The organism is Brevibacillus sp. HD3.3A (assembly GCF_013284375.2).
In the GTDB taxonomy this organism is placed as follows: domain Bacteria; phylum Bacillota; class Bacilli; order Brevibacillales; family Brevibacillaceae; genus Brevibacillus; species Brevibacillus parabrevis.
In genome coordinates, this window is record NZ_CP085874.1 from 3,266,979 (window position 1) to 3,289,399 (window position 22,421).

Annotated in this window: 5 protein-coding genes; all 5 read right to left on the bottom strand. The window is 53.9% G+C overall.

From position 1 onward, the window contains the following. Window positions 1-37 precede the first annotated feature (37 nt). A complete protein-coding gene (locus HP435_RS15165) occupies window positions 38-850 on the bottom strand; it encodes a transglutaminase family protein (protein ID WP_122966465.1) in 813 nt (270 codons plus the stop codon). Next, window positions 843-11,363, bottom strand: a complete 10,521-nt coding sequence (locus tag HP435_RS15170) for a hybrid non-ribosomal peptide synthetase/type I polyketide synthase (protein ID WP_173599523.1) — start codon at window positions 11,361-11,363, stop codon at window positions 843-845. Before HP435_RS15170 ends, HP435_RS15165 begins: the two co-directional genes overlap by 8 nt. A 7-nt stretch (window positions 11,364-11,370) precedes the next feature. Continuing rightward, the gene (locus HP435_RS15175) at window positions 11,371-14,010 is read right to left on the bottom strand and encodes a non-ribosomal peptide synthetase (protein ID WP_173597306.1); all 2,640 of its coding nucleotides are present in this window, start codon (window positions 14,008-14,010) and stop codon (window positions 11,371-11,373) included. Between the two features lie 28 nt (window positions 14,011-14,038). Further along, window positions 14,039-20,710, bottom strand: coding sequence for an SDR family NAD(P)-dependent oxidoreductase (locus HP435_RS15180; protein ID WP_173597305.1), 6,672 nt, complete (start codon window positions 20,708-20,710; stop codon window positions 14,039-14,041). 97 nt (window positions 20,711-20,807) lie between these two features. Further along, window positions 20,808-22,400 (bottom strand): BtrH N-terminal domain-containing protein, encoded by a 1,593-nt coding sequence (locus tag HP435_RS15185; RefSeq protein ID WP_173599522.1) that lies wholly within the window; start codon window positions 22,398-22,400, stop codon window positions 20,808-20,810. Window positions 22,401-22,421 lie beyond the last annotated feature (21 nt).

Below are 22,421 nucleotides of genomic sequence, written 5' to 3' on the forward strand. Positions count from 1 at the left end.
TTCGTATCACCGCTTAGAGTTTAATCGAACAACTGCCCTATCTTTTGAAGTGCAGGAACTTATGCTCGGAAAACAACGCTTGCAGTTGTGCGTAATTTTCATCGGGGTCTTGCAAATAAAGAGCGATCTCATCGAGCAGTTGCAGCTCTTCCCAGTCCAGCTCGTCCATCTCTTTTTGGCAAAGCGGAGGATAGTCCCAGTAGCACAGCTCGTTTCCAAGAACGGCATTCAGGTCATAGCACAAGTTGTTGCGGATGTAGTGCATCCCCCACGATTTTTTGACCCCGAAAAGCTGGGGATTGATTTCTTTGTCGCGTGCCATCAGCCACGCGTCACCCGCCATCAGGAACTCATCGCCCTGAATATCGATGAGTTCCCAATCGGGATCGACCCTGATCCACCGTTTTTCGGCTTCTTCCCACACTTCGCAAATCCAGTGATCGATATATTTCCTGCCGTTCTCGGACAAATAGCTGGCAAAGCCGACCCGGCTGCGCACCGGGAGTCCCCGGGAGCGCAGCATGGAAATCAGCAGCAGCGAATGAAAGCGGCAAGAAATGAGCAGCCGCTCGCTTGGCAAACGTTCAAACGTGAGGCCATCTGCGTTGCGTTCGACCAGAGCCTCCAGCATTTCCGTGATCTTGTAAAATTTCTCGTCTTCATTGCGCGTATAATCGGTCAGCAAATGCCTCACTTTTTTGATCATCGTGGGATGGATCAATTGGCACTTGATTAATCGGCACAGCTCTGGCAAGCCTTGGGGCAACTCATGAAAGAGATAGCCGTATTCACCGGGATCGGTGTTGGGAGTAAATGTCGTATAAAAATGCAGCAGTTCGGCTTTATTCACTTTCAGAGTTCCTCCTTCTTTTCGCATTTCTTTGCTTGATCCGCTCTCTTCCCTGGTTGCGGACGTTGATCGTCTCTTCCTGTCCTTCGTCTGGCTGGTCGTCGTTTTCCGCTGTCAAATAGGCAGCCAGCGCATGGATATTGGCGTGCTCGAACATGGCGAGGATCGGGATTTCCCTGGCAAATACGTCTTTCAACTTGCTGTTAATCATTCCGATCTGCAACGAATGAATGCCCATCTCAAAAAAGTTGTCGAGCACACCTACACGATCAGTCTCCAGAACTTCCTGAAACACAGCGACGATGCTCGCTTCCACTTCATTGCGGGGAGCGACGTATGCCGTTCCGGTGCTCGTGCCAGTCGGTTTCAGCTTCAAGAGAGCCTGTACATCCACTTTTCCGTTGGCCGTCAGCGGCAGTTGCTCCACGACGATAAAATGATACGGTATCATGTAATCGGGCAAAGCTTTGGCAAGCCTGCTCCTGATCTCATTTATAAAAGCATCCCGGTCGTGCGGTTCGGTTTCCGGCACGAGATACGCATACAATCGCTTGTCTGCTTCTCCCGCCACCAGCACGATCGCATTTCTCACCGTGTCGATTTGCAGCAGACGTGATTCTACCTCTCCTAATTCTATTCTATATCCACCAATTTTTACCTGCTGGTCCTTTCTGCCCAAAAACTCAATCAGCCCGTTGCGGTGCAGCACCCCGTAATCCCCTGTCCTGTATATATAGCCGAATTGCGGATGATGAACAAAGGAGCGATTGGTCTTTTCGGCGTCATGCAGGTAACCGTCCGCAACCCCTCTTCCTCCGATATACAGTTCGCCCGGTACAGAAAGCGGGCAAAGCTCCATCCGCGAGTTGAGCACGTAAAACTGCTGGTTGGCTAATGGCTTTCCGTAAAAAATGCTCTTCCACTCGGGTCCAACCTCGTCGATCGGGTAGTAGATCGACCAGATGGATGCCTCGGTAGCCCCGCCCAAGCTGATGACTTCCGCCCCAGGGAAGCTTTCGCGAATCGCTTGCGGCAGCGTGAGCGGAATCCAGTCGCCGCTCAGCATGACCAGACGAAGCTGCTCATCTCGCTGCTCGCCGCGCTCCTTTTTCTCCGCTGCCACGCGATCCATGATTGCAGGGACGGAGTTCCAGATCGTAATGTTTTTCGCCGTAATCGTGTCGGCAAGCTGGGCCATATCCTTTTGGTCTTTGACAAGCACGAGTGTCGCTCCGGCGGCAAACGCGCCAAAAATGTCATAGACGGACAAGTCGAAGCAGAGCGAAGATACGCCCAAAATCCGATCATGAGCGGCAACATGGAATTTTTGATTGATATCTTGGATCGTATTGCAGGCGGCTACATGCCGAATCATGACTCCTTTTGGATTGCCCGTGCTTCCCGAGGTGTAGATCACGTAGGCCAACTGTTCCGGCTGAACAGCCGCAGCCTCGTATTTTTTTGCAGCATGCTCCAGCTCGTTCCGCTCGTAAAAGTCAGACTCAAGCACGAGCTTGCATTGGCTGTGTCTGCGGATGTAGTCCACACGATCCGCCGGGTAGTCAGGATCAATCGGCACATAGGCAGCGCCGCTTTTTAAAATGCCGAGCAAATAGGCAAAGGTGGCGATTTCCCGTTTGGCAATGACGCCAATCAGATCGCCGGGAGCGACGCCGATGTGCCGCAAGCAGCTCGCGACTTTGTTTGCGCGCTCGTTCAGCGCTTCGTACGTGATCTGCGTCTCGCCGTCCTCGATTGCGACGGCAAAAGGAGTTTGTGCCACAGTTTCCTCGAACAGCCCGTGCAACGTTTTGCTCGCAATGTCCACAGCCGTATCGTTGTACGCATCAATCGCAGCTCTGTCACTGACGGATACCGAAGGCAACTCCTTTTCGGCCTCGTCGTTCAAGATCGTATCGATCCGGGTCAGGTACTGGGCGAACATCGTGTCAATCACCACCGGGTCAAACAACTCGCTGATGTAGTCCCAGTTGATGACGATGTTTCCGTCAAGGAGCGCCACCTGATTGTCGAGATAGACTTGGGAAGTTTGCGTGATGCCGCTTGTATCGCTTTCCCATTCGGATGTGTACTCCGCATCGTCAGTCGCTTGCTGGACAATGTCTTCATTTTCAAACAAGGCACTCGTAAACACGATGGGCAAGACAGCCTTGTTCCCCAACTCTCGCTGCTTGCTGATCTCCCGCATCACATCGATCCCGTCAAAATGGCGATGAGCCAACGCCTCCATCAGCGATTGCTGAACTTTTCTTGCCTTCTCCCAGAACGTATCCGCTGGATGCAGCCGTACCTCGACCAGCGCAACGGACGTAAAGTCTCCGACCAGCTTATCCACATCCGGGTGCAACGGCAGACGATTGAACAAGGTCAAATTCAGGCTAAAGTCCAGTTGATTGCTCCAATTCGCCAGCACTTCGGCATATGCCGTGCACAAAACCGCCGAAGGAGTCAAATTGTGCTTCTGGGCCGCCTTTTTCAAAACTTGCCAGCTTTCTTTGGCGTATCGCTTCGACTTTCTTTGGAAGTACGGGTTTTTGACGTGGGACGGTTGCACCTGCACCGGGATTTCCGGTGCCAGCGGAAAATCGTCCAGCTTTGCCATCCAGTATTCCTTGTCCTGCAAATACAAGCTGCTGGTCTTCAGTCGCTCGTAGCCGATCATGTAATCCCGGAAGGAAATCGATAATTCATCCAGCTCGTCCGCAGCGCCTTCATACAGCTTTTGCAGCTCTTTCCCTAAAATCTCCAGGCTGTACGCATCCATGATGAGCAAGTCAAAGCTGATGCACAGCAAACTTTCTTGCCCGTTCAAGCGAAACGCTTTGATTTCAAAAAGCGGCCATTGTCCCGGACGGAAAATCGCATGGGACATGCGCTCTCTTTCTTTTGCCAGAATCGCCGCTTTTTCTTCCTTGTCGCATCCTTGCAAATCGCGGATGTCGATAGCGTATTCGGGTATGTCTGCCAAAATTTGCTGGCGGGCATCGGGCAAAAAGATCGTGCGCAGCGCGGGATGCCTGCGGATCAACAAATTCAGGCAATGATTGAGACGCAAGATATCGAGCCTGGTGACAATCTCCTGATACGAATGCGTCGAGACTCCGCCCAGCTCGAAGCTGCTGCTTCTGCCCAAATAATAGGCCATTTGCACATTCGTTAACGGAAACGGTTCATGCAATTGGCTTGGTTCCGGTATCAGGGTTGGCAAGTCGGCTACGCGCTCTTCGTGGATCGCTTCGCGAATAAAACCGGCAATCGCCTCGATTGTTTGCAGTTCGATAAAGTCTTTGAACTGCATAGAGCATGCAAAGCTGTTGTTGATTTCATACACGAGCTGCATGATTTGAATCGAGTTTCCGCCCAGCTCAAAAAATCGGTCGCGGACGCTCATGCTTTCGCTGCGCAGCACGTTTCGCCAAATGTCGTACAGCTTCGCTTCCACTTCGTCCCTCGGCTCGACCAGTTCTTTTTGCTCTGCTGCGACCCCGGTTACCTCCGGAAGCGACTTCCGGTCGATTTTGCCGTTGATGGTCAGCGGAATCTGCGCAAGCGGCATGAACAAGGACGGAATCATATATTCCGGCAGCTGTTGGCGCAAATAGTCCCGCAGCTCCTGGCTCGTTACCGGATAGGCAGCCGTATAGTACGCGACCAGCAGCTGTTCGTGCTGAGCGTCCTGCTGGACATGCACCACGGCTTTTTCAACAGCAGGATGGGCATCGAGCAAATTTTCGATTTCGCTTTGCTCAATCCGGTAACCGCGTATTTTCACCTGAAAATCGGTTCGTCCCAAATAGTCGAGCAAGCCTTCCCGCGTCCACCTTGCCATGTCTCCGGTCGCGTACATTTTTTCGCCAGGTCGAAACGGGTTGTCGATAAACTTCTCTCGGGTCAGCTCTGGATTGTTCTGATACCCACGGGCCAAACCGTGCCCGCCGATATACAAAAGGCCAGGGACGCCGACAGGTTGCGGCATCAGCTCTGGACTTAGAACATAGACTTGAGTATTTTTGAGCGGTCTGCCGATGGTCACAGGCTGCGTCGCCGCCACTTCCTGAATCGTGGACCAAATGGTCGTTTCGGTAGGACCGTACAGGTTGTAGACTCGACCCTCCGGCAACAGTCGCACGGCTGCATCTGCCAACGGCTGCGGCAAAGCTTCTCCCCCGATCAGCAAGTAGCGCAGGCGACTGAGCTGCCCGGCCAATTCCGGCTCCGCCAGCAACAACTTCAAGCGCGATGGCGTCGTCTGCATCACGGTAATTTTTTCACGTCTGACCAGGCTTGCCAGCTTGAGCACATCTCGCTGGCAGTCTTCATCGGCAATCACCACCTGATGGCCTGTCAACAGCGGCAGGATGCTCTCCAGCCAGAAAATATCGAAAGAAACGGTCGTCAAGGATAAAAACTTCTCGTTTTCGCCGAAAGAAAGCACATCGGTCATGCCGTGAAGGAAATTGATCAAGGCGCGGTGCTCGATCAAAATTCCTTTGGGAAATCCGGTCGTGCCTGAGGTATACATGCAATACGCCACATCGGTGCTGCTGTTTTCCAGCGGCAGCCGTTCTTGAGGCTGCGCCGCAACGTAAGGATCGCGCATGTCAATGACCTGCCGCTCGCCTGCTGCCTCCACGGTCGTATTGGTCAAAATGACCCGGACACGGCTGTCCGCAAGCATATAGGCGACTCGATTGGCTGGCAGACTCGGATCGACAGGCAAATACGCGCCGCCCGCCTTGCCGATCGCCAGTAGTCCCGCAGTCATGTCGCACGATCGGGTAGCGATGAGGGCGACGACCTGGCCCGCGCCGACGCCATGCGATTTGAGCGCATGAGCGAGCTGGTTGGCCCGCGCATCCAGTTCACGGTACGTCATCGTCTGGTTGTGGAACGTTAGCGCAGGCTGGTCAGCGCATTTTTCGGCCATGGCTTCAAAAAGCTCATGCACCAGCAGTTGCTCGGGATATTCCCCTGCTGTCTGATTGAACCCGCTGACTAGCCGCTCCCGCTCGTCGGCATCCAGCAAGGAAAGCTGGCTCATTTTTTGCTGCGGCTGCGCGATCACATCTTGCAAAAGCTTTTGGAAATAGCGGATAAAACGGGTAATCGTTTCTTTTGTAAACAGATCGCTTGCGTACTCTACGGTAAAAAACAGCTCGCCTTCCCGTTCTTCGCCATCCAAGGTCAAGTCAAAGCGGGCTGTGTTTGTTTTGAACGAATACGGCTCGATTTGCAGCCCGGCAGACGAATGGTTCTCACCGCTCCCTTGACGGCTGACATTTTGAAACGCGAACATCACATCAAACAACGGGTTGCGCCCGAAGTCCCGGGAAAGCTCGATCTGGCTGACCAGCTCTTCAAACGGATAGTCTTGGTGCTCCAGGGCGTGGGACATGTTTCCTTTGATCGCGTTCAGCAGCTCGGCAAAGGTCATGTCGCTGCGTACGGTGCTTTTGAGCGGAAGCGTTTGAACGAACATGCCGATCACATTTTGAATATCGCTGTGATTCCGTCCCGAAGTCGGAATCCCTACGATAATCTCGTCCTGATTGCCGAGCTTCGCCAAAAGAACGTTCCATGCCGCCAGCAAAACCATGTACAGCGTCGCTTCATGGCTCGTGGCCATCCGCTTGATTTCGTCGGCTTGGCGTTGCGGGATGGAAAACATCTCCATGCCTCCGCGATACGTTTTGTAAGGCGGGCGGGAAAAGTCCGTCGGCAGGTCAAGCAGCGGAATTTCGCCGGAAAACATCCCGGTCCAATACTCCTGGTCCGCCTGGTGTCCGGCGAGCGTTGTCTTTTCCTGCTGCCACTCTGCGTAATCCTTGTATTGAACAGACAAAGCGGGAAGTCCAGAAGACTGTCCATCCTGCTGGTACAAAGCCGTAAACTCGTCAATCAAGATCGAGTTGGAGGTGCCGTCTGTGATGATATGGTGAATGTTGAAGACGAGCACGTGGCTTTGCTCGCTTTCCTTGAAAATGCCCACCTTCCATACAGGAGCAACGCCGAGATCAAACGGCTGTATCCACGCTTCGATGTGCGCATCGCGGATTGGCTCGTTGAGTTCTCTGTAGTCAGCAGGAAACGGGAACGGCTCGTGAATGACCTGCAGCAGCTCCCCATCAATGCGCTGGAACGAGGTGCGCAAGCTTTCATGTCTGCGAATCAGCTCGTTCAGGCATCGCTCCAATTTTTCGTAGGAAAGCGAACCTTTCACGCGCAACGCAATGATATTGTTATACTGCTTGTTCGCTTCCTCCATTTGGCTGAGGAAATACAGTCGTTTTTGTCCGGAAGTCAAAGGATAGCCCGCTTTTTCTTGCGCCTTGGGAATCTGCGAGAAATCTGTCCGGTCCGCCCCGCGGATAAAGCAGGCGATCTCGCCAATCGTCGGCTTGTTGAAAAAGGTCGGCAGAGGCAGTTTGACATCCAGCTTTTTATAGAGAAGCGCAATCATCGTGATCGCCTTCAGCGAGTCTCCGCCTAGAGCGAAGAAGTCCTCGTCGCTCCTGATCGCTGCGATTCCCAATACACTGCGCCATACGTCCGCGATAATCTCTGTCAGCTCGGCTTCGGACAGCGTTGCGCGATTGATTTTGGCGGGCACCAGCTCAGTCTGCACGGCGACTGCCGCTTCTTTTTCCAGGATGAACTCTTCGCTGAGCTGATTGCTTTCTTCCATTAAAGCAGGAAGCTCAAGGACAGAGACGATGGCCCGGTGAAACTGGTTTTCCAAAAGGTAGCGCAGCACTTCTACCCCTTGCTGCGGCGAGATCGCCTCTTCGGCAAATTGCCGCTCGTTGACTTGCCGATTCATGCTGCGGTTTTTTTCCATCGCGGTGACGGACATCCCTACCTCTGCCCAGTCGTTCCAGTTGATCGAAGCTGTGTAGCCAGCCCGTTTCTGCAAGCGATACGCGGCGAACGCATCCAAAAACTCATTCGCTGCGTTGTAGCCGACTTGACCGAATTTGCGCCCGTAAATGTAGTTGCCGATGGAGGAAAACAAGATAAAGAAATCGAGTGCGCGTTCTGCAAAAAGCGTATCCAGCACGATCGTTCCCTGTACTTTGGGCAGCAAGATCGGGTCGGTCATTTCCTTCGTCCTGCGCTGGATTACCCCTGCGTAGTCAGGAACCCCGGCCGTGTGCAAAACGCCAGTAATCGGCCCAAACCGCATCTCCGCCTCACGAACTACCTTTTGCATGGCGGAATAATCGGAAATATCCACGCTGTAAACGTCGATCATCGCCCCGGCTTGTTCCAGCGACAGGATCGTGCGAATTTTGCCGGACAAGTGATGATCGGGCTTGTCCTCGATCCATTGCGTCCATTGCTCGCGCGGCGGAAAAGCAGAGCGTCCGATCAAGACGAGCCGCGCCTGATAGCTCTTCGCCAAATACTCCGCCAAGGCGAAGCCCATTCCGCCCAGTCCCCCGGTAATCAGGCAGACGAGCTTTTCTTTGAGCAGCGGCAGCTTTTCCGGCTGTTTCACGAGCACAGGCTCGCGCACCGCTTCAATCCACCTGCTTTTGCCGCGGAGCGCCACTTGCTTGTGCGGAAAATCAAACTGAAATTCCCGAAGCAGATTCGCCGCCAGCGCCATATGGTTACCTGTCTGCTTGCCGCCCGCTGGAAGCTCGATGTCGACCGTGCAAACTTTGCTGTTGGGGTATTCGTAAGGAATGATCTTGCTTGCCCCGAGCACGACCCCTTTCAGCGGGCAGATTGGTTCGTCCTGGGTAACGGAATACAGCCCGTTCGTCACGATCTGCAAGCGCATCTTTTTGCTGCCAGCCTTGCTCCCGATGTACCGGGCAAGCTGCAACAGGCTGTAAAAAAACTGCTGCTGGCTCGGCTCAACGGCCGCCAGCTCCGGTTCGATTGGCGGTGTCACTGTCCATAGATAGCTGATACAATCCGGTACCGTCTGCAAATCGTCCAGCAAGCTGTCCAACTCTTCCGGCTTTTGCGGATTCAGTCGATAGTGGGCAGACGTCACTCGCTGGTAGCGCTCGGCCTGCTCGACGATAATATACGTGGCGCCGCGCTCTTTCAGCTCGCTCGCCAGCGCTTCTCCCAAGCCAGCCTGATCCTGGAAAATGAGCCAGGTCGCCTCGCTAGAAATCGCTTTTTCTGCATAGGCTGGCAAAGCAGAGCTTTCCCATGCAGGCACGTAAAACCATGAACGGATGTCTTCCCTTCTGTGCGCCGCGCTGCTCTCGCTGGGCTGAAGACGGCTGGCGAACTGCCCGAAGTTGAACAGACTTTTATCCACAGGAAATTCCTGCGAGTCAAAGGCGTAGGTTGGCAAAGACACACGATTTCGCTCTTCGTGTTGATAATAGGCAGTCCAATTGATCTCCTGACCGTACAACCACATCGTTCCCAGCGCTTCCAAAATGGCGTAGGAATGGATGCGCTCCAGCCTGAGCTGGTGACCATAAGCCGCGACTTGTTCCATGCCAGGTTCCCCAGCCTGTGCCGAGCCAAAGATCAGGCACAGCCCATCCGGTTTGGAAACAGGGCGATTGCTTTCTGTTTGCGCAAAGTGGTCAAGCCGATCGCGACCCACGAGCGCGTGAATCGCATCACCAAAAGCAAGACGCCCCTCCAGGCACTCGACTAGCAGATTGCCTTTGCCGTATCCCCACATGCTTTGCGGTTCAACGCCCCAGTCTTTGAACAGTTTGGCGATCGCATAGTAGAACGCAAAGCGCAAAGCTTGCCCGTGCTTCGGCGCGCGCAACTGCTCCGCGATGGACACAGCCGCCTGCCCAAACACTTGCTGATTCAACAAGCGCAGCGCTTGTGCCATTACTTGCTGGACGGCAGGCTCTTCCTGGCACAGATGGACGATTTCTGCAAGCTCGCCCTCCTCCCAGTTGTCTGCGGCAAAGTCAGGGAATACAAAAGCGACGGAAAGCTTTTCCTTGGCGAAAGCAGCTTTGGAATCTTGCCCGATAAAGCGGAGCGGCTGTGCCAGCGTCTGGTTGCAAAGCGCGATTTCTCGAACGGGAAAATGCTTTCGTCCCACCTGCAGCGAATAGGCAACATCTTCAAGACGTGCATCTGGATTAGCATGCAAGTATTCCTCAACATTTTGCTTATATCGCTCCAGGGCTTGCTCTGTTTTGGCCGAGAGCAACATCAGTTGCCAGCTTCGGCCAGCGCTTGCTTCCCGCACGGCAGGCGCTTCTTCGATAATCACATGGGCATTGGTTCCCCCGATTCCGAATGCGCTGATCCCGGCCCGCAGCGGCTCATGCGTTTTTTCCCACTCCGTCAGCTTGTCATTGATGTAAAAGCCTTTCTCAATTACGTCCAAATGCGGATTCGGGCTTTGAAAATGCAGCGAAGGCGGAAGCTGGCGATGCTTGATAGCCAGCACCGCCTTAATGAAGGAAGCGATCCCGGCTGCGCTGTCCAGATGACCGATGTTGGTCTTGACCGAGCCGAGCGCGCACGAGTGTTTTTGCGAAGGCTGATAGGCCAGCTCCAGCGCTTCCAGTTCAATCGGATCGCCAAGCGGTGTCCCTGTTCCGTGACACTCGATGTAAGCGACGCTCTCTGGCGCTACTTCCGCTACCTTGAGCGCGGTGCGAATCACTTCCGCCTGTCCGATTGTGCTCGGGGCCGTAAACCCGGTTTTTTGCATACCGTCATTGTTGACAGCGGAGCCTTTGATGACGGCGTGAATCTGATCGCGATCATCGATGGCATCCTGCAACCGCTTCAATACGACGACGCCCGCCCCGTCTCCGCCGACAATGCCCTGTCCGTTTGCATCAAACGCCTTGCATTTGCCGTCTGGCGACAAAATCATTCCTTCCTGATAGACATAGCCGCTTTTTCCTGGCAGCGTCACGGTAACCCCGCCAGCCAATGCCAGATCGCACTCGCCGTTCAACAGCGACTGGGCCGCCATGTGCACAGCGACAAGCGAAGTCGAGCAAGCGGTATAAATCGTCAAGGCAGGGCCTTTCAGGTTTAATTTATGCGCGATCCGCAGGCTCAAATAGTCCTTGTCCACAAGCTGGGTGGCAGCCCAGTGGCCGATCGCCTCGCTTTTTCCCGACAGGCTCATCAGCGCTTCCCACATATGGTTCGGGGAAGCTCCTGCAAACAAGCCGATCAGCTTCTGCTCGACCTGCGCGGCATAGCCGGCATCCTCCAGCGCTTCCCAAATGCACTCGTGAAACACCTTCATTTGCGGGTCCATAAGCTCCGCTTCCAGTGGCGTATAATCAAAAAAACGGGCATCGAAGCGATTCCCGCTCTCCAGATACCCTTTTGCCTTGACGTACTCTGCGCTTTTGACGGCTTGCGGGTCTACCCCCGCCTCGATCAGCTCGGCTTCGGAAAACGTCTGGATGGAGTGCACGCCGTTTTTCAAGTTTTCCCAGTACGCCGTGACATTGCTTGCTCCCGGAAACCTTCCTGCCAGGCCGATTACGGCTATTTCCAGGCCATTGTATTCGTGTCCCATATCATCCCTACTTTTTTAACAGACGTAATTTTTGCAATCGGGCTTTTTTCCCGTCCTCGATCGAGTCGAGCCGGGCGTCGGCTTGCAGCTTCCGGGTAGTGACTTCTGCTTCCAGTACGTTTGCCAGCATGCTGATCGTCGGATAAGTAAACAAAGTCACGACAGTCACCTCTCGCCCCAGTTGATCCGTCAGCTCTTTGCTGATCTTGAGCACGTCAAAAGAAGTCCCGCCCAAATCAAAAATCGTGGAATGAATGCCGATGGAATCGGTTTTGAGAACCTTGCCCCAAGCCTCTGCGAGCTGTTTTTCCAGCTCGGTGCCTGGTTGAACAACATCGCGCTTGCCGCTCTGTCTGAACTCCATCTGGAGCAATTGGTTGTCGTCCACTTTTCCATTGATCGTTAACGGTATTTTGTCGAGCAAAAGGATAAAGGACGGGATCATATAGTCGGCGACGCGCGTTTGCATATACTGCCTGATTTCCACCGGATCGAAGCGCTCTGCCTGTTCTTCTTTCATCACGACATAGGCGCAAAGAATTTTGCCGTCTTCCTCGATTTCCCGAGCCATCACCACAGCCTCTTGAATGCCTTCCATCGTCAACAGATGGGAGCGCACCTCATCCAGTTCGATGCGATACCCCCTGATTTTCACTTGCTTGTCCCTGCGCCCGATGTATTCCACTTCTCCGTCAGACGAATACCGCCCTAAATCGCCGGAGCGATAAAGCCGCTGCATCTGGCCGCCAAGCTGGCATAGCTGAAACCGTTCCGCTGTCAATTCCGGTTTGTTCAAATAGCCACGCGCGACTCCTTCGCCGCCAATGCAGATTTCACCGACGACACCTGTGGGCACGACGTCTCCTTGCCTGTTCAAAATGTGCAAGTGGACGGTGGAAAACGGCACGCCAATCCGCTTTTCATTCGAGCGAATCTGCTCCGCGGCAATTTCCTTGTAAGTCGTATGGACAGTCGTCTCTGTAATTCCATACATATTGATAAGCTTTGTTTCGGGATATTTGTCATGCCACGCGGCGAGCTTCGCAGGCAGCAGAGCTTCCCCGCCAAAAATGACGTAGCGCAAGCAAAGCTTTTTGTCCGGCTGTTTCAGCTCTTCCTCGATAAACTGGTAAAAAGAGGAAGGCGTTTGATTCCAGACGGTCACCTGTTCTTCTCGCAACCGCTGTACGAGTTGCCGATAATCCCGCTTCAGCACGTTCGATAGCAGCAAAAGCTTGCCTCCGTGCAGCAAAGCTCCGAATATTTCCCAAACGGAAAAATCGAAGCCGAACGAGTGAAACAGCACCCACGTATCGTCGCAGGAAAAAGCGAAGCGATTGTTGTCATGAAAAAACAAGCGGACTACGTTTCTGTGCTCGATCATGACTCCTTTGGGCTTGCCCGTGGTTCCCGACGTGTAAATAATGTAGGCAAGCTGGTTCGGTTGGTGGATCGGCTCTAGATTGGCAACAGAATAATGATTGAGTCGCTCGTCGTCGGCAAAGATCACGTCAGCAAAACCGCTGGCCAACGATTGCGCTTGCAGTGTCACGACATAGGCGGCCTGGCTGTCTTGTCTCATGTACTCAACTCTGTGCGCGGGAAGATCCGGGTCAATCGGCAAATACGCGCCGCCCGCCTTCAATACGGCCAAAATGGCGACGATCATGTCCACGGACGGCGGCATCAACACGGCTACTATCGATTCGGCGGTTACGCCCCGCTCCCGTAAACAATGGGCCAGTTGATTCGCCTTTTGATTGAGCTGGTCATACGACAGCCGCTTTTGTTCAAACACAACAGCTGTATGCTGCGGATACGCCTGGACAGCTTCCTCAAAAAGCGACGAGATCGTCGCCTTTTCGGGAAAACGCACCGCCGTCTCATTGATCCGAGCGAAAAGCTCCTGCTCTCTCGCGGTGAGGATCGACAGCTCTTTCAGTGGCACTCGCGGATTGTTGAGTGAATGTTCCAACAAAATCGAGAGCTGTTCCACCAGCCTCTCGACCTGCTCTTTTTGGTAAAGCAAGGCATTGTAATGGATGCGGACACGCAGCTCGTCGTGCTGTCTGTCAAAAGCCAGAATGAGGTTGGACGAGGCCCTGTCCAAGTATGACAGCTCCTGAATGTTCGCCAAAATAACAGAGACGTCCAGAAAATCCGCAGGCTGCTTCGCATTTTTCAAGATCAGCTCAATCGGGTAGTTTTGATGCTCGATAGCCTCGGAAACGGTTTGCCTGACGTCCGTAATCACGTCAAGCAGCGGCATTTCGTTGGTGAGCGGAATGCGGATCGGCAGCACCGTATTGATAAACTCTTCATTCGCTTGCTGACGGTAGATGCTGGTTCCGAGCACGATATCCGTCTGCCCCGTGTGCTTCATCAGCAACACGGCTGTATAAGCCAGCAGCAGCACGTGCAATCTGGCATCGGAGTGGTTGCTGATTTGCACCAGTCGATTGGCGCAATGGCTCGGGAGGACAAAGTCTGCCGTCTCCATGCGCAGTTCCTCTGCTTTTGTGTCATGCGCTCCGGCAAAAAAGCAGCTTTTCTCTGCTGCGCCTGCCAGCTTGTTTTGCCAATACTCATATTCTTTTTTATACATGTCATTCAAATACGACACGTTCGTATCGAAATGACCTCCCATACGCTACCACTCCTATGCTCTCGATTGCTCAAAAGGCAAAATCGTTTCCATCTTCCAGCAACGCTTCTGCTGCTGCTTTGGCAAGTCTCGTATCCAGCACAATCTCTTTTACAAGCACGTCGGGGTTGTCGACGACTTGCTTGGCAATGGCGAGAAAATGTCCCGTCATCGTCTCGATCGTCTTGCGGGTAAACAAATCTGTCGAGTATTCCATGCGCATTTCGATTTTGCTGTCGTAATCGTACACCCAGAGAGTCAAATCGAATTTCGCGGAAGGGTTGCGGAAAGGATAGGACTTCAACACAAGCCCCTGCATCGCGATCTCGGCAGGCTTGAAATCGGGCAGCACAAGCATGACCGTAAACAGCGGATGGGCGCTTAACTGGTGAGTCAACCCCAGCTTCTCCACCAAAATCTCAAACTGCACGTCCTGATTCTCGAACAGTTCCAAGCTCTTCTCTTTTACTTCGCTTACGTAATCTTCAAACGTGGCGGTTTGCTCCAGTCGCGAATAAAACGGCAGCACATTCGCAAACATTCCGACCATTTTCGTCAAATCGGCGTGGTTTCTTCCGGCGAGACTCGCTCCGATGATCATTTCCTCTTGGCCAGTATATTTGTGCAGCAAGATATGAAAAATGGCGAGCATGTTCATGAACAAAGTGGTCGTGTTGCGTTTCATGCCTGCTTTCAGCCTGGCCGTCGTCTCCTCTTCCAGATGGAACGTATAAATGTCGCCGCGATAGCTCAACACAGACGGACGGGGAAAATCGGTCGGAAGCAATGCCTCCGGGAGCTTCCCTGATAGTTGCCGGAGCCAATACTCGGTTTGTTTGTCATAATCTCCGCGCTCAATTCGTTCATTTTGCCACGCGACAAAATCGGCATACTCCAACGAAACGGGGTCAAGCGCTTCCGGTTGATTGTTGTAGAAATGGATCAGCTCGTTTTGCAAAAGCGAAACCGAGATATTGTCGGCTACGATATGGTGGATATCGAAGAGCCACACGTATTTTTGCGCAGCGTAGCGGACGACTTTTACCCGCATCAGGGGCGGATGCCGCAAGTCAAACGGTTGCATAAACTGCTCGACCGTCTGCTGCACGTCCGATTCGGCCAGCTCTTGGTACTCCACTTGAAATGCGACCTCGTCTGCAATGATCTGCACCATCTCGCCATCGATGACGTCAAAGCCTGTACGCAAAATGGCGTGGCGTTGAATGACCTGCTCGAAGGCGTGTTGCAGTTTGTCCAGGTCGAAATCGCCCTCCATGTAGGTGATTTCCGGAATGTTGTAAGCGACGTTATCCGGCTGGACTTGCTGCTGAAAATACAGCCGCTTTTGCGCCGACGACAACGGATAGTACGCTTGCGGCGCTGCTTTTGGAATCGCCGTGTACGCTTGTCCGTCATCATGCGTATCCGCAATGTAGCGGGCCAGCTTCTCGACGGTAGTTGACTGGAAGAAGACCGTGATCGGAATTTTGATGCTGCTGGCCTGGTAAATCCGCTCAGCAACAGTCAATACTTTCAGCGAGTCTCCGCCAAGCTCAAAAAAGTCGTCGTCGCGGGAAATGTGTTCATGGCCCAAGATCGCCTGCCAAATGCTCGCGATGAGCTTTTCCGCCTCCGCAAGCGACAGGCGCGGCTTGCTGGCCATCAGCGGCTCAGCAGCAGACTCTTTGCTGCTTTCAGCCAATGCGCTCACCCGCTGGCGCTTGTACGCCAAAAACCGCGCAGGCAAATCCACGGTCGAGACGAGCAGCTGACTGTAACTGGCGGCGAGCGCCGTATCGAGCAGCTGCAGTCCTTCTTCCACCGTCAAAGACGGGGCCGAAGTGGCGAGCGCCGCCTCATCTTCTGCCTGTAAAGAAGCCGATTTCGTCTGCAACGGCAACTGCGGTTGCGGTTGTGACTTTGGCTGTGCCTGTGGCATCCCATGGCTATCCTTGTCCGGCTGTTGAGCCGAGACGGCCGCCACCTGGTAGCCTTCGATTTCGACGATCCCCCGCCCCTGTTCATCCATAATCGTCAGGTCGAACTCGACGATTTTGCTGTCCGGCCGTGAAGCTGTCCGGCAGCGAATATGGCTGTACACTTTGGAGGGCACTTTGCCGTGGATCGTAATGCTTTTGTAGGAGAACGGCACGTATGGACCGCCAGCCGTTTCAGCGCGATTCATATAGACCAATGCCACGTCGATGATCGCCGGATGGAAACGATAAATAGCGGTATCCTCCGCAAACTCCGCTGGCAGTTCGATCAGCGACAGTCCTTGCGCTTGTGCAAACGTTCCCCAGCAATAGCTGTTCCAGCGCGGCCCGTATGTGAACTGGCTGTCGCGCAGATTGTTGTAGTCGCTTGGGCCGTACTGGCTTTGAGCGCAGGCATCGCGAACAGCAGCGAGCTGATAATCGCGCAGCTGGCTCTGCCCCGCACCGACATAGCCGCGAGCATGGGTAATCCAGCTTGCCTTTTGCACGTCCGAGCAGCTTTCGATCGAAAAACGATAGCCCTGGTTTTCCCGCAGCAGCACGGTGCGCACATGAACAGCAGCCCCGTCCTCAAGGAGAAGCGGCGTCAAAAAGAACACGTCCTGGAGGCGCATCGCTGCTTCCATGCCGGGATGCAGCGATGCGTAGGCGGCGCAGGCCATTTCCACATAGCTCGTTCCCGGCAATACCGCTTTGTCTCCTACCCGATGCTCAGCCAAAATCCAGTCTTTGCTCGTCTGAAAATGGGACAAAAACGTCGTGCGTCCTGTATTTTCTTTCACGGCGTACTGGAAAAACGGATGCGCCAGCTTGTGGTACGAAATGCCGGGTAGCGCGGAGCTGTCCGGACGGAATGTCGCCGAGATGCTGGCCATTCCGGTATTTTCCCACGTATCCCAGTTGATCGCCTGGGTGAAAACGCCGTTTTTCGTATTCGTCAAGGCAAATGCATCCAAAAAGGCATTCGCGGCGCTGTACGCTACTTGCGCGGGTGGAGCGATGACCGAGCTTAAGGAGGAAAAGAGCAACAAGAAGTCGACGGGTAGCGCCAACTGCTCAATCGCTTTTTGCAAGACCGCCGTACCGTAAACTTTTGTCGCAAACACGGCTTCGCACAGCTCGCTTGTTCTGCGCTGGATGACAGCTCCATCGGGAACGCCAGCAATATGGAAGATCCCGTCAATTAACTGATTGTCCTCCATGATCCGGCTGAAAATTCGCAATATCTGCTCCTCGTCGGCAATATCCGCCTGATACAAGAAAAGCTGCTTCGCGGAAGCCTGCAGTTCCCGCAGCAGCGCGATTTTTTGGCTGACTGGATCGTCCTCTCCGTGGAGCGCACGCCACCTGTCCCATTCCGCTTCCGGCAAAAAGTGCGAGCGATTGATAAGGACGAGCTTCGCGTGGTACTTTTCCGCCAAAAATTTCGCTACTTGCAATCCGATGGCTCCCAGACCTCCGGTAATGACGTACACTCCCCCGTGCTTGAGACGCTGGGAAGCCGGAGCGGCAGAAGCAGGCAGCTGAATTTGCTTGAAGGCAGGCTCCCAAATGTACGCATGGCGAATGGCCAGCACGTCAGCGAAGCTCTCCCCCATCCACTGTTGCAGCAAGCGAGCTACGCGCTGGTTTTCGCGGCGGTCGGCATCGATCAGCCTGCAACTGATGTTTTCGTACTCTTTGGGAATGACGCGAACCGGGCCTAGCAGAGTAGCTTTGGCTGGCACGACCGCCTCGTCTCCAATGACTTCAAAAACGTCGCTGGCGACGATATCGACGGCAATTTTCTGCTGGAGCCGGAGCTGTCCGATCGCTTTTGCCAGGTTCAATAAAGTGTGATAGCCAAGCCGATTCCATTGCTGCGCCGCCCGCTTGGCGTCGTCAGCGTCCACCTGCTGGTCGTAGCACCAAAAATGAACGAATTTCAAGGGCTGGTCAGCGGGTAGCGCCAGCGTTTCGAGCAGTTTGACCAGATCGGCGGGATTGTCCGGGTTTACCGTATAGGTCGCTTCCGCTTGCTTGGAGAAGCCTTCGCCTGTTTCGACGCGGACAACGGTGTGACCTGATGTCTCGATCTGCTCGATCCACCGGATCACGCTAGAGTTTTTGGTAGCGAAAACGACAAAGAGACAAGGCGCAAGCTCCCCTGCTGCCTCGTCGTAATCTGAGCGGGTCCATGATGGAATGTACAGCCAGTCTTCCCTGCTCTGCTTTACTTCCTCCGCCTTGCCCGCTGTTTGCGCTGGCGCTTGACCTTGCAGCAGATCGTTCAGTTGTTTCAGCTGCTCGGGGTCCATCCCGTAATTTTTCCGCGTAAACGGATAAGTGGGAAGCGAGACACGCGATTGCCCGAGATGCTTGTTCAGCTCGGCCCATTTGATCGGGCAGCCTTTTGACCACAAATGACCGATCGCTTCAAGAAGGCGCTGCTCGATACCGGAAGGGCCTGCTACAAGAGACAAAAAGTTGCACTGACTTCCGTCTTCCTCCGTTGCAAGCACTTCTCCTCCGCCTTCCCGCTCTGGGCCAAACAACAGATACTGAACTTCCTCGGCAGCTTCCTGCCAGGCAACAAACGCCCCTTGTCCTTCACTGCCTCCCCCGAAGCGGTTCACCCAGTAGTCAGGAAGCGTCACTTCGCGAGAAATCGTTTTCCCCGCATCGTAGGACACCACAGGGATTGATGGCAAAGCGAGTGGGACGGTGTGAACAACTTCAAACAGCTCGCTCTGGAGAGCTTCCAGCAAGAACAGATCGCCTTCGCTGCCGCTCCATTCTTCCAATAGCTCGTCCCTTTTTCCCACAAGCAGCAACGCATCCTCAAAGGAAAACACGTCGGCGAGACACCCTGCCACGTACTCTCCGCTTCCGACTCCCGTGGCAGCAGCAGGCTGTACTCCCATGCGGAGCAACCATTTGGCCGTGGCGAGCTGGAAAAGAAAAGGCAGCATCTGCCCATACCGCGTAGGAGCATCGAGAAGAAGCGAGCCTGCGGTTCCTTGCAGTTCGCTTGCCTGTAGCAGCAACGCTTCAAATTCGTCCCGGCAATACGCACTTTGCAAACCAGCTTGGTAGAGCAAAGCCGCTTCCTCCGCGTCCATCTCGGAAAACACAAAAGCAATCGGCGGGACTGCCTTTTTCGCCACCAGCCCAAAAGCTTGCGGCTCGTTTTGCTCAAGCGCAGCGCAAGCATCTGACATGGCAGCGCAGACTACATAGCGACGATGGGAAAAATGCGCCCGCCCCATTTGCAAGGTGTAGGCGATGTCGGAAAGCTCGGCACGTGGGTTCCTTTTGACAAATGTCACAAAGTCGTCCGTCGCACGCTCCAGCTCTTCCCGGGTCTTGGCGGAGAAGACAAGCAGCTTGCTCTCATGCGTTTTTGACTTGGCTGCTTGTCTGACAGGCGACTCTTCCAGCACCACATGCGCATTCGTTCCGCCAACGCCAAACGAGCTGACCCCTGCTCGCAAGGGGCCTGCCGAATGATCCCACTCTGCCGGCTGGTCCACCAGGAAAAAGGGGGTATTTTCCAGTTCGAGGTTTTGGTTCGGCTTGGAAAAGTGCAGCGTAGGCAGCAAGCATTTGTTGTCGATTGCCAGTACCGTCTTGATCAATCCGGCGATCCCCGCCGCACTGTCCAGATGTCCGATATTCGTTTTGACCGAGCCTAGCCCGCAGTAATTTTTTCTTCCCGTCTGAAAAGCCCGGGTCAGCGCTTTGACTTCGATCGGATCACCCAAAGCTGTCCCGGTTCCGTGAGCCTCGATGTAGCTGATCGTCGCCGGATCTACTCTGGCCACGCGATGAGCGGCACGAATGACCTCGACTTGTCCGTCTACGCTTGGAGCGGTGTACCCGACTTTGCGGTTGCCATCGTTGTTAATCGCCGTTCCTTTGATGACCGCGTATATATGGTCGTTGTCGCGCAAGGCATCTTCCAGCCGCTTTAAAATGACCAGTCCGATCCCATTGCCCACCACCGTTCCGCTAGAGTCGGCAGCAAAAGCACGGCAATGACCGTCGGCTGACAAAATCATCCCGTCCTGATAGACGTATCCGTTTTTCAAGGGGCTGGTGATGGATACGCCGCCAGCCACTGCAAGCTCGCATTCCCCGCTGAGCACGCCTTGGCAGGCTACATGCACCGCGACCAATGACGTGGAGCAGGCGGTAAACAGCGTATAGCTCGGCCCTGTCAGATGCAGCTTGTAGGATACTCTCGTGCTCATCAAATCTTTATCGTTCAGGTGGGCGATCTCAAACTCCTCGGCCCCGTTATGCGAGCCTACCGATAAGGACAACGCCTCCCAGCGAAAGTGCGGGCGCCCTCCCACATATACGCCGACAGCGTCATTGGTCGTACCCGGCGGATAACCGGCATCCTCCAGCGCTTTCCACGTATGCTCGTGCAGCAAGCGGGTCTGCGGGTCCATATATTGGGCTTCGTTCGGGGTATAGCCAAAAAAGTTGTTGTCAAAATAGTCGCTCTCTTCTAGGTGACCTTTTGCGTTCACGAAGTTTTCCGCCTTGTACACCGCTGCCGGTACGCCCGCTTCTTCCAATTCTTCGTCCGAGAAAAAGGAGATGCTTTCCACGCCATTTTTCATATTATGAAAAAACTGCTCCAGATTTTTCGCACCTGGAAAAGCGCCCGACATCCCGATGATGGCGACTTCCAAGCCTGTTCTTGCGTTCTCGTTCATGGTTCCCCTCCTTTTCTCCCGGTTTCTTTTCCAGGCGGCTGGCCAAATCAAGCCAAAATTGCTTGTCCACCAAGGGTGGCGGTTTGACAAGCTATGCTTATCCCTTTGCCATCAAGGTCATGGCAAAAATATGTATATTGGGGCAATCAGGCAATTTGATCCGCAGCATTTTTCGGCTCGGATTCAAATAGTATTGCTGCACCAGCAGTCTGACCGGAAAATCGAGGATTTCCACCTGGCCCTCTCTTCGCGCCGCGCCCTTGCCTACCCATGCGGTTGTTTCCCCGAACATCGGCTCCATATACCAGTCGGTAAATTGAATCGGAATGTATCTGACGACGTTGTCCTCGTACAAAATCTCGATTCTCTCCGTGTAGCTCCCGCACTCTGAGCAGCCCAAGATCAGCAGGCTGGAATAGTAGCCTTCCGGGACGTTGATCTCTTGTCCCGCGCAGGAGATGTTATCGTTTCTGTTTTCCGCAAGCGCAGGCAGAGAAAACTCCATCCCGTTTACATTCCAGATCGGTTGCTCCGGCACATCCTCTAGCAAGAAAACCTCGCCCATCAGCGTCAAATCGGCGGTACAAGCAGACGCAGCCACATGACTGAACCCTTTGTTATTGCAGGAATCAGCCAGGTCGATGAACGTCATCCTGCTGTAGCCCGCACCCGCTTTCGATCGCTCGCGCTTGTCGTCCGCCAGATGATGGGGCCTCTCTCCGCAGATGTTTTGCAGTTGATCGGCAACCTTTTCCTCCAGTTCGGCAACCATCCGGACTTTGCTGGCCGCCCGCTGAATCAGCTTGCTGTCGCCCGATTGATAATACGCTTTCGTCAGCATGGACAGCACCGTGCTCCACTGAGCCGCCGAGTAAGTCAAGTCCTGGATCAGTGGAGCAAGGCTGTCTATTTGAAAGCGGTCATGCACATATTGCAAGGCAGAGGCAAAATGCTTTCTGCCGTTGCTGATTGCGTGCAAGATGGACAAGAGCGGCGACATCCATACTTGCTGCGAATCGTTAAACTCGCCAGCGACTGTTGGCAACTGCTGCAACACATCGGCAAACTCTCGCATCTTCTCAAAAGCAGTCGCCTCTCGCTCCCGATACAGCGTTTGTTTCAGCGCATACAGGATCGTCTGTTTCCAGTCGAAGGCTTGCTCATGTTCTGGCAGCTTGCGGAAAAGCGCGATCCCTCGGCACTCTTGCCGAAAACAATCCGCGATCGAAATCGTGACGTTTTGCCTTTCGTAAAAGCAATCTACCAGCGTATAAGTCTGGCTGGCCTTGTCTGCTCCTACGATCAAACACGTATGAATCGAGTGGTACTTCTGATAGCCGTGGCTCCACGGGCAGTAATAAGAATCCAAATCGATGGCAACCGGCCTTGATTCTTGCAGCTCGCTTTCCACCAAAGCGACTGTGTCCTGCAAGGATACACTCCCCTTAACAAAGATTTCGATGCCGTGAAGGTGCCTGAGTAAGTTCAACATGTCTCCGATGCCTGGCGTAATGCTCTGGTACAGCTTCCCTGATTGTTTCCATTGCGTTTGATCAAATGCAAATCCCCACGATTCCAAAAACATCAAGGCGTAGTCACGCTTCCACCAAGTGGCGACGGTAACGATGGTGTCCTCTTTGCAGTTTCGTGAATCGTGGTGAAGGGGAATGATATCTAAGATTGCGCTCACAGTTAATCACCTTTTTGGTTA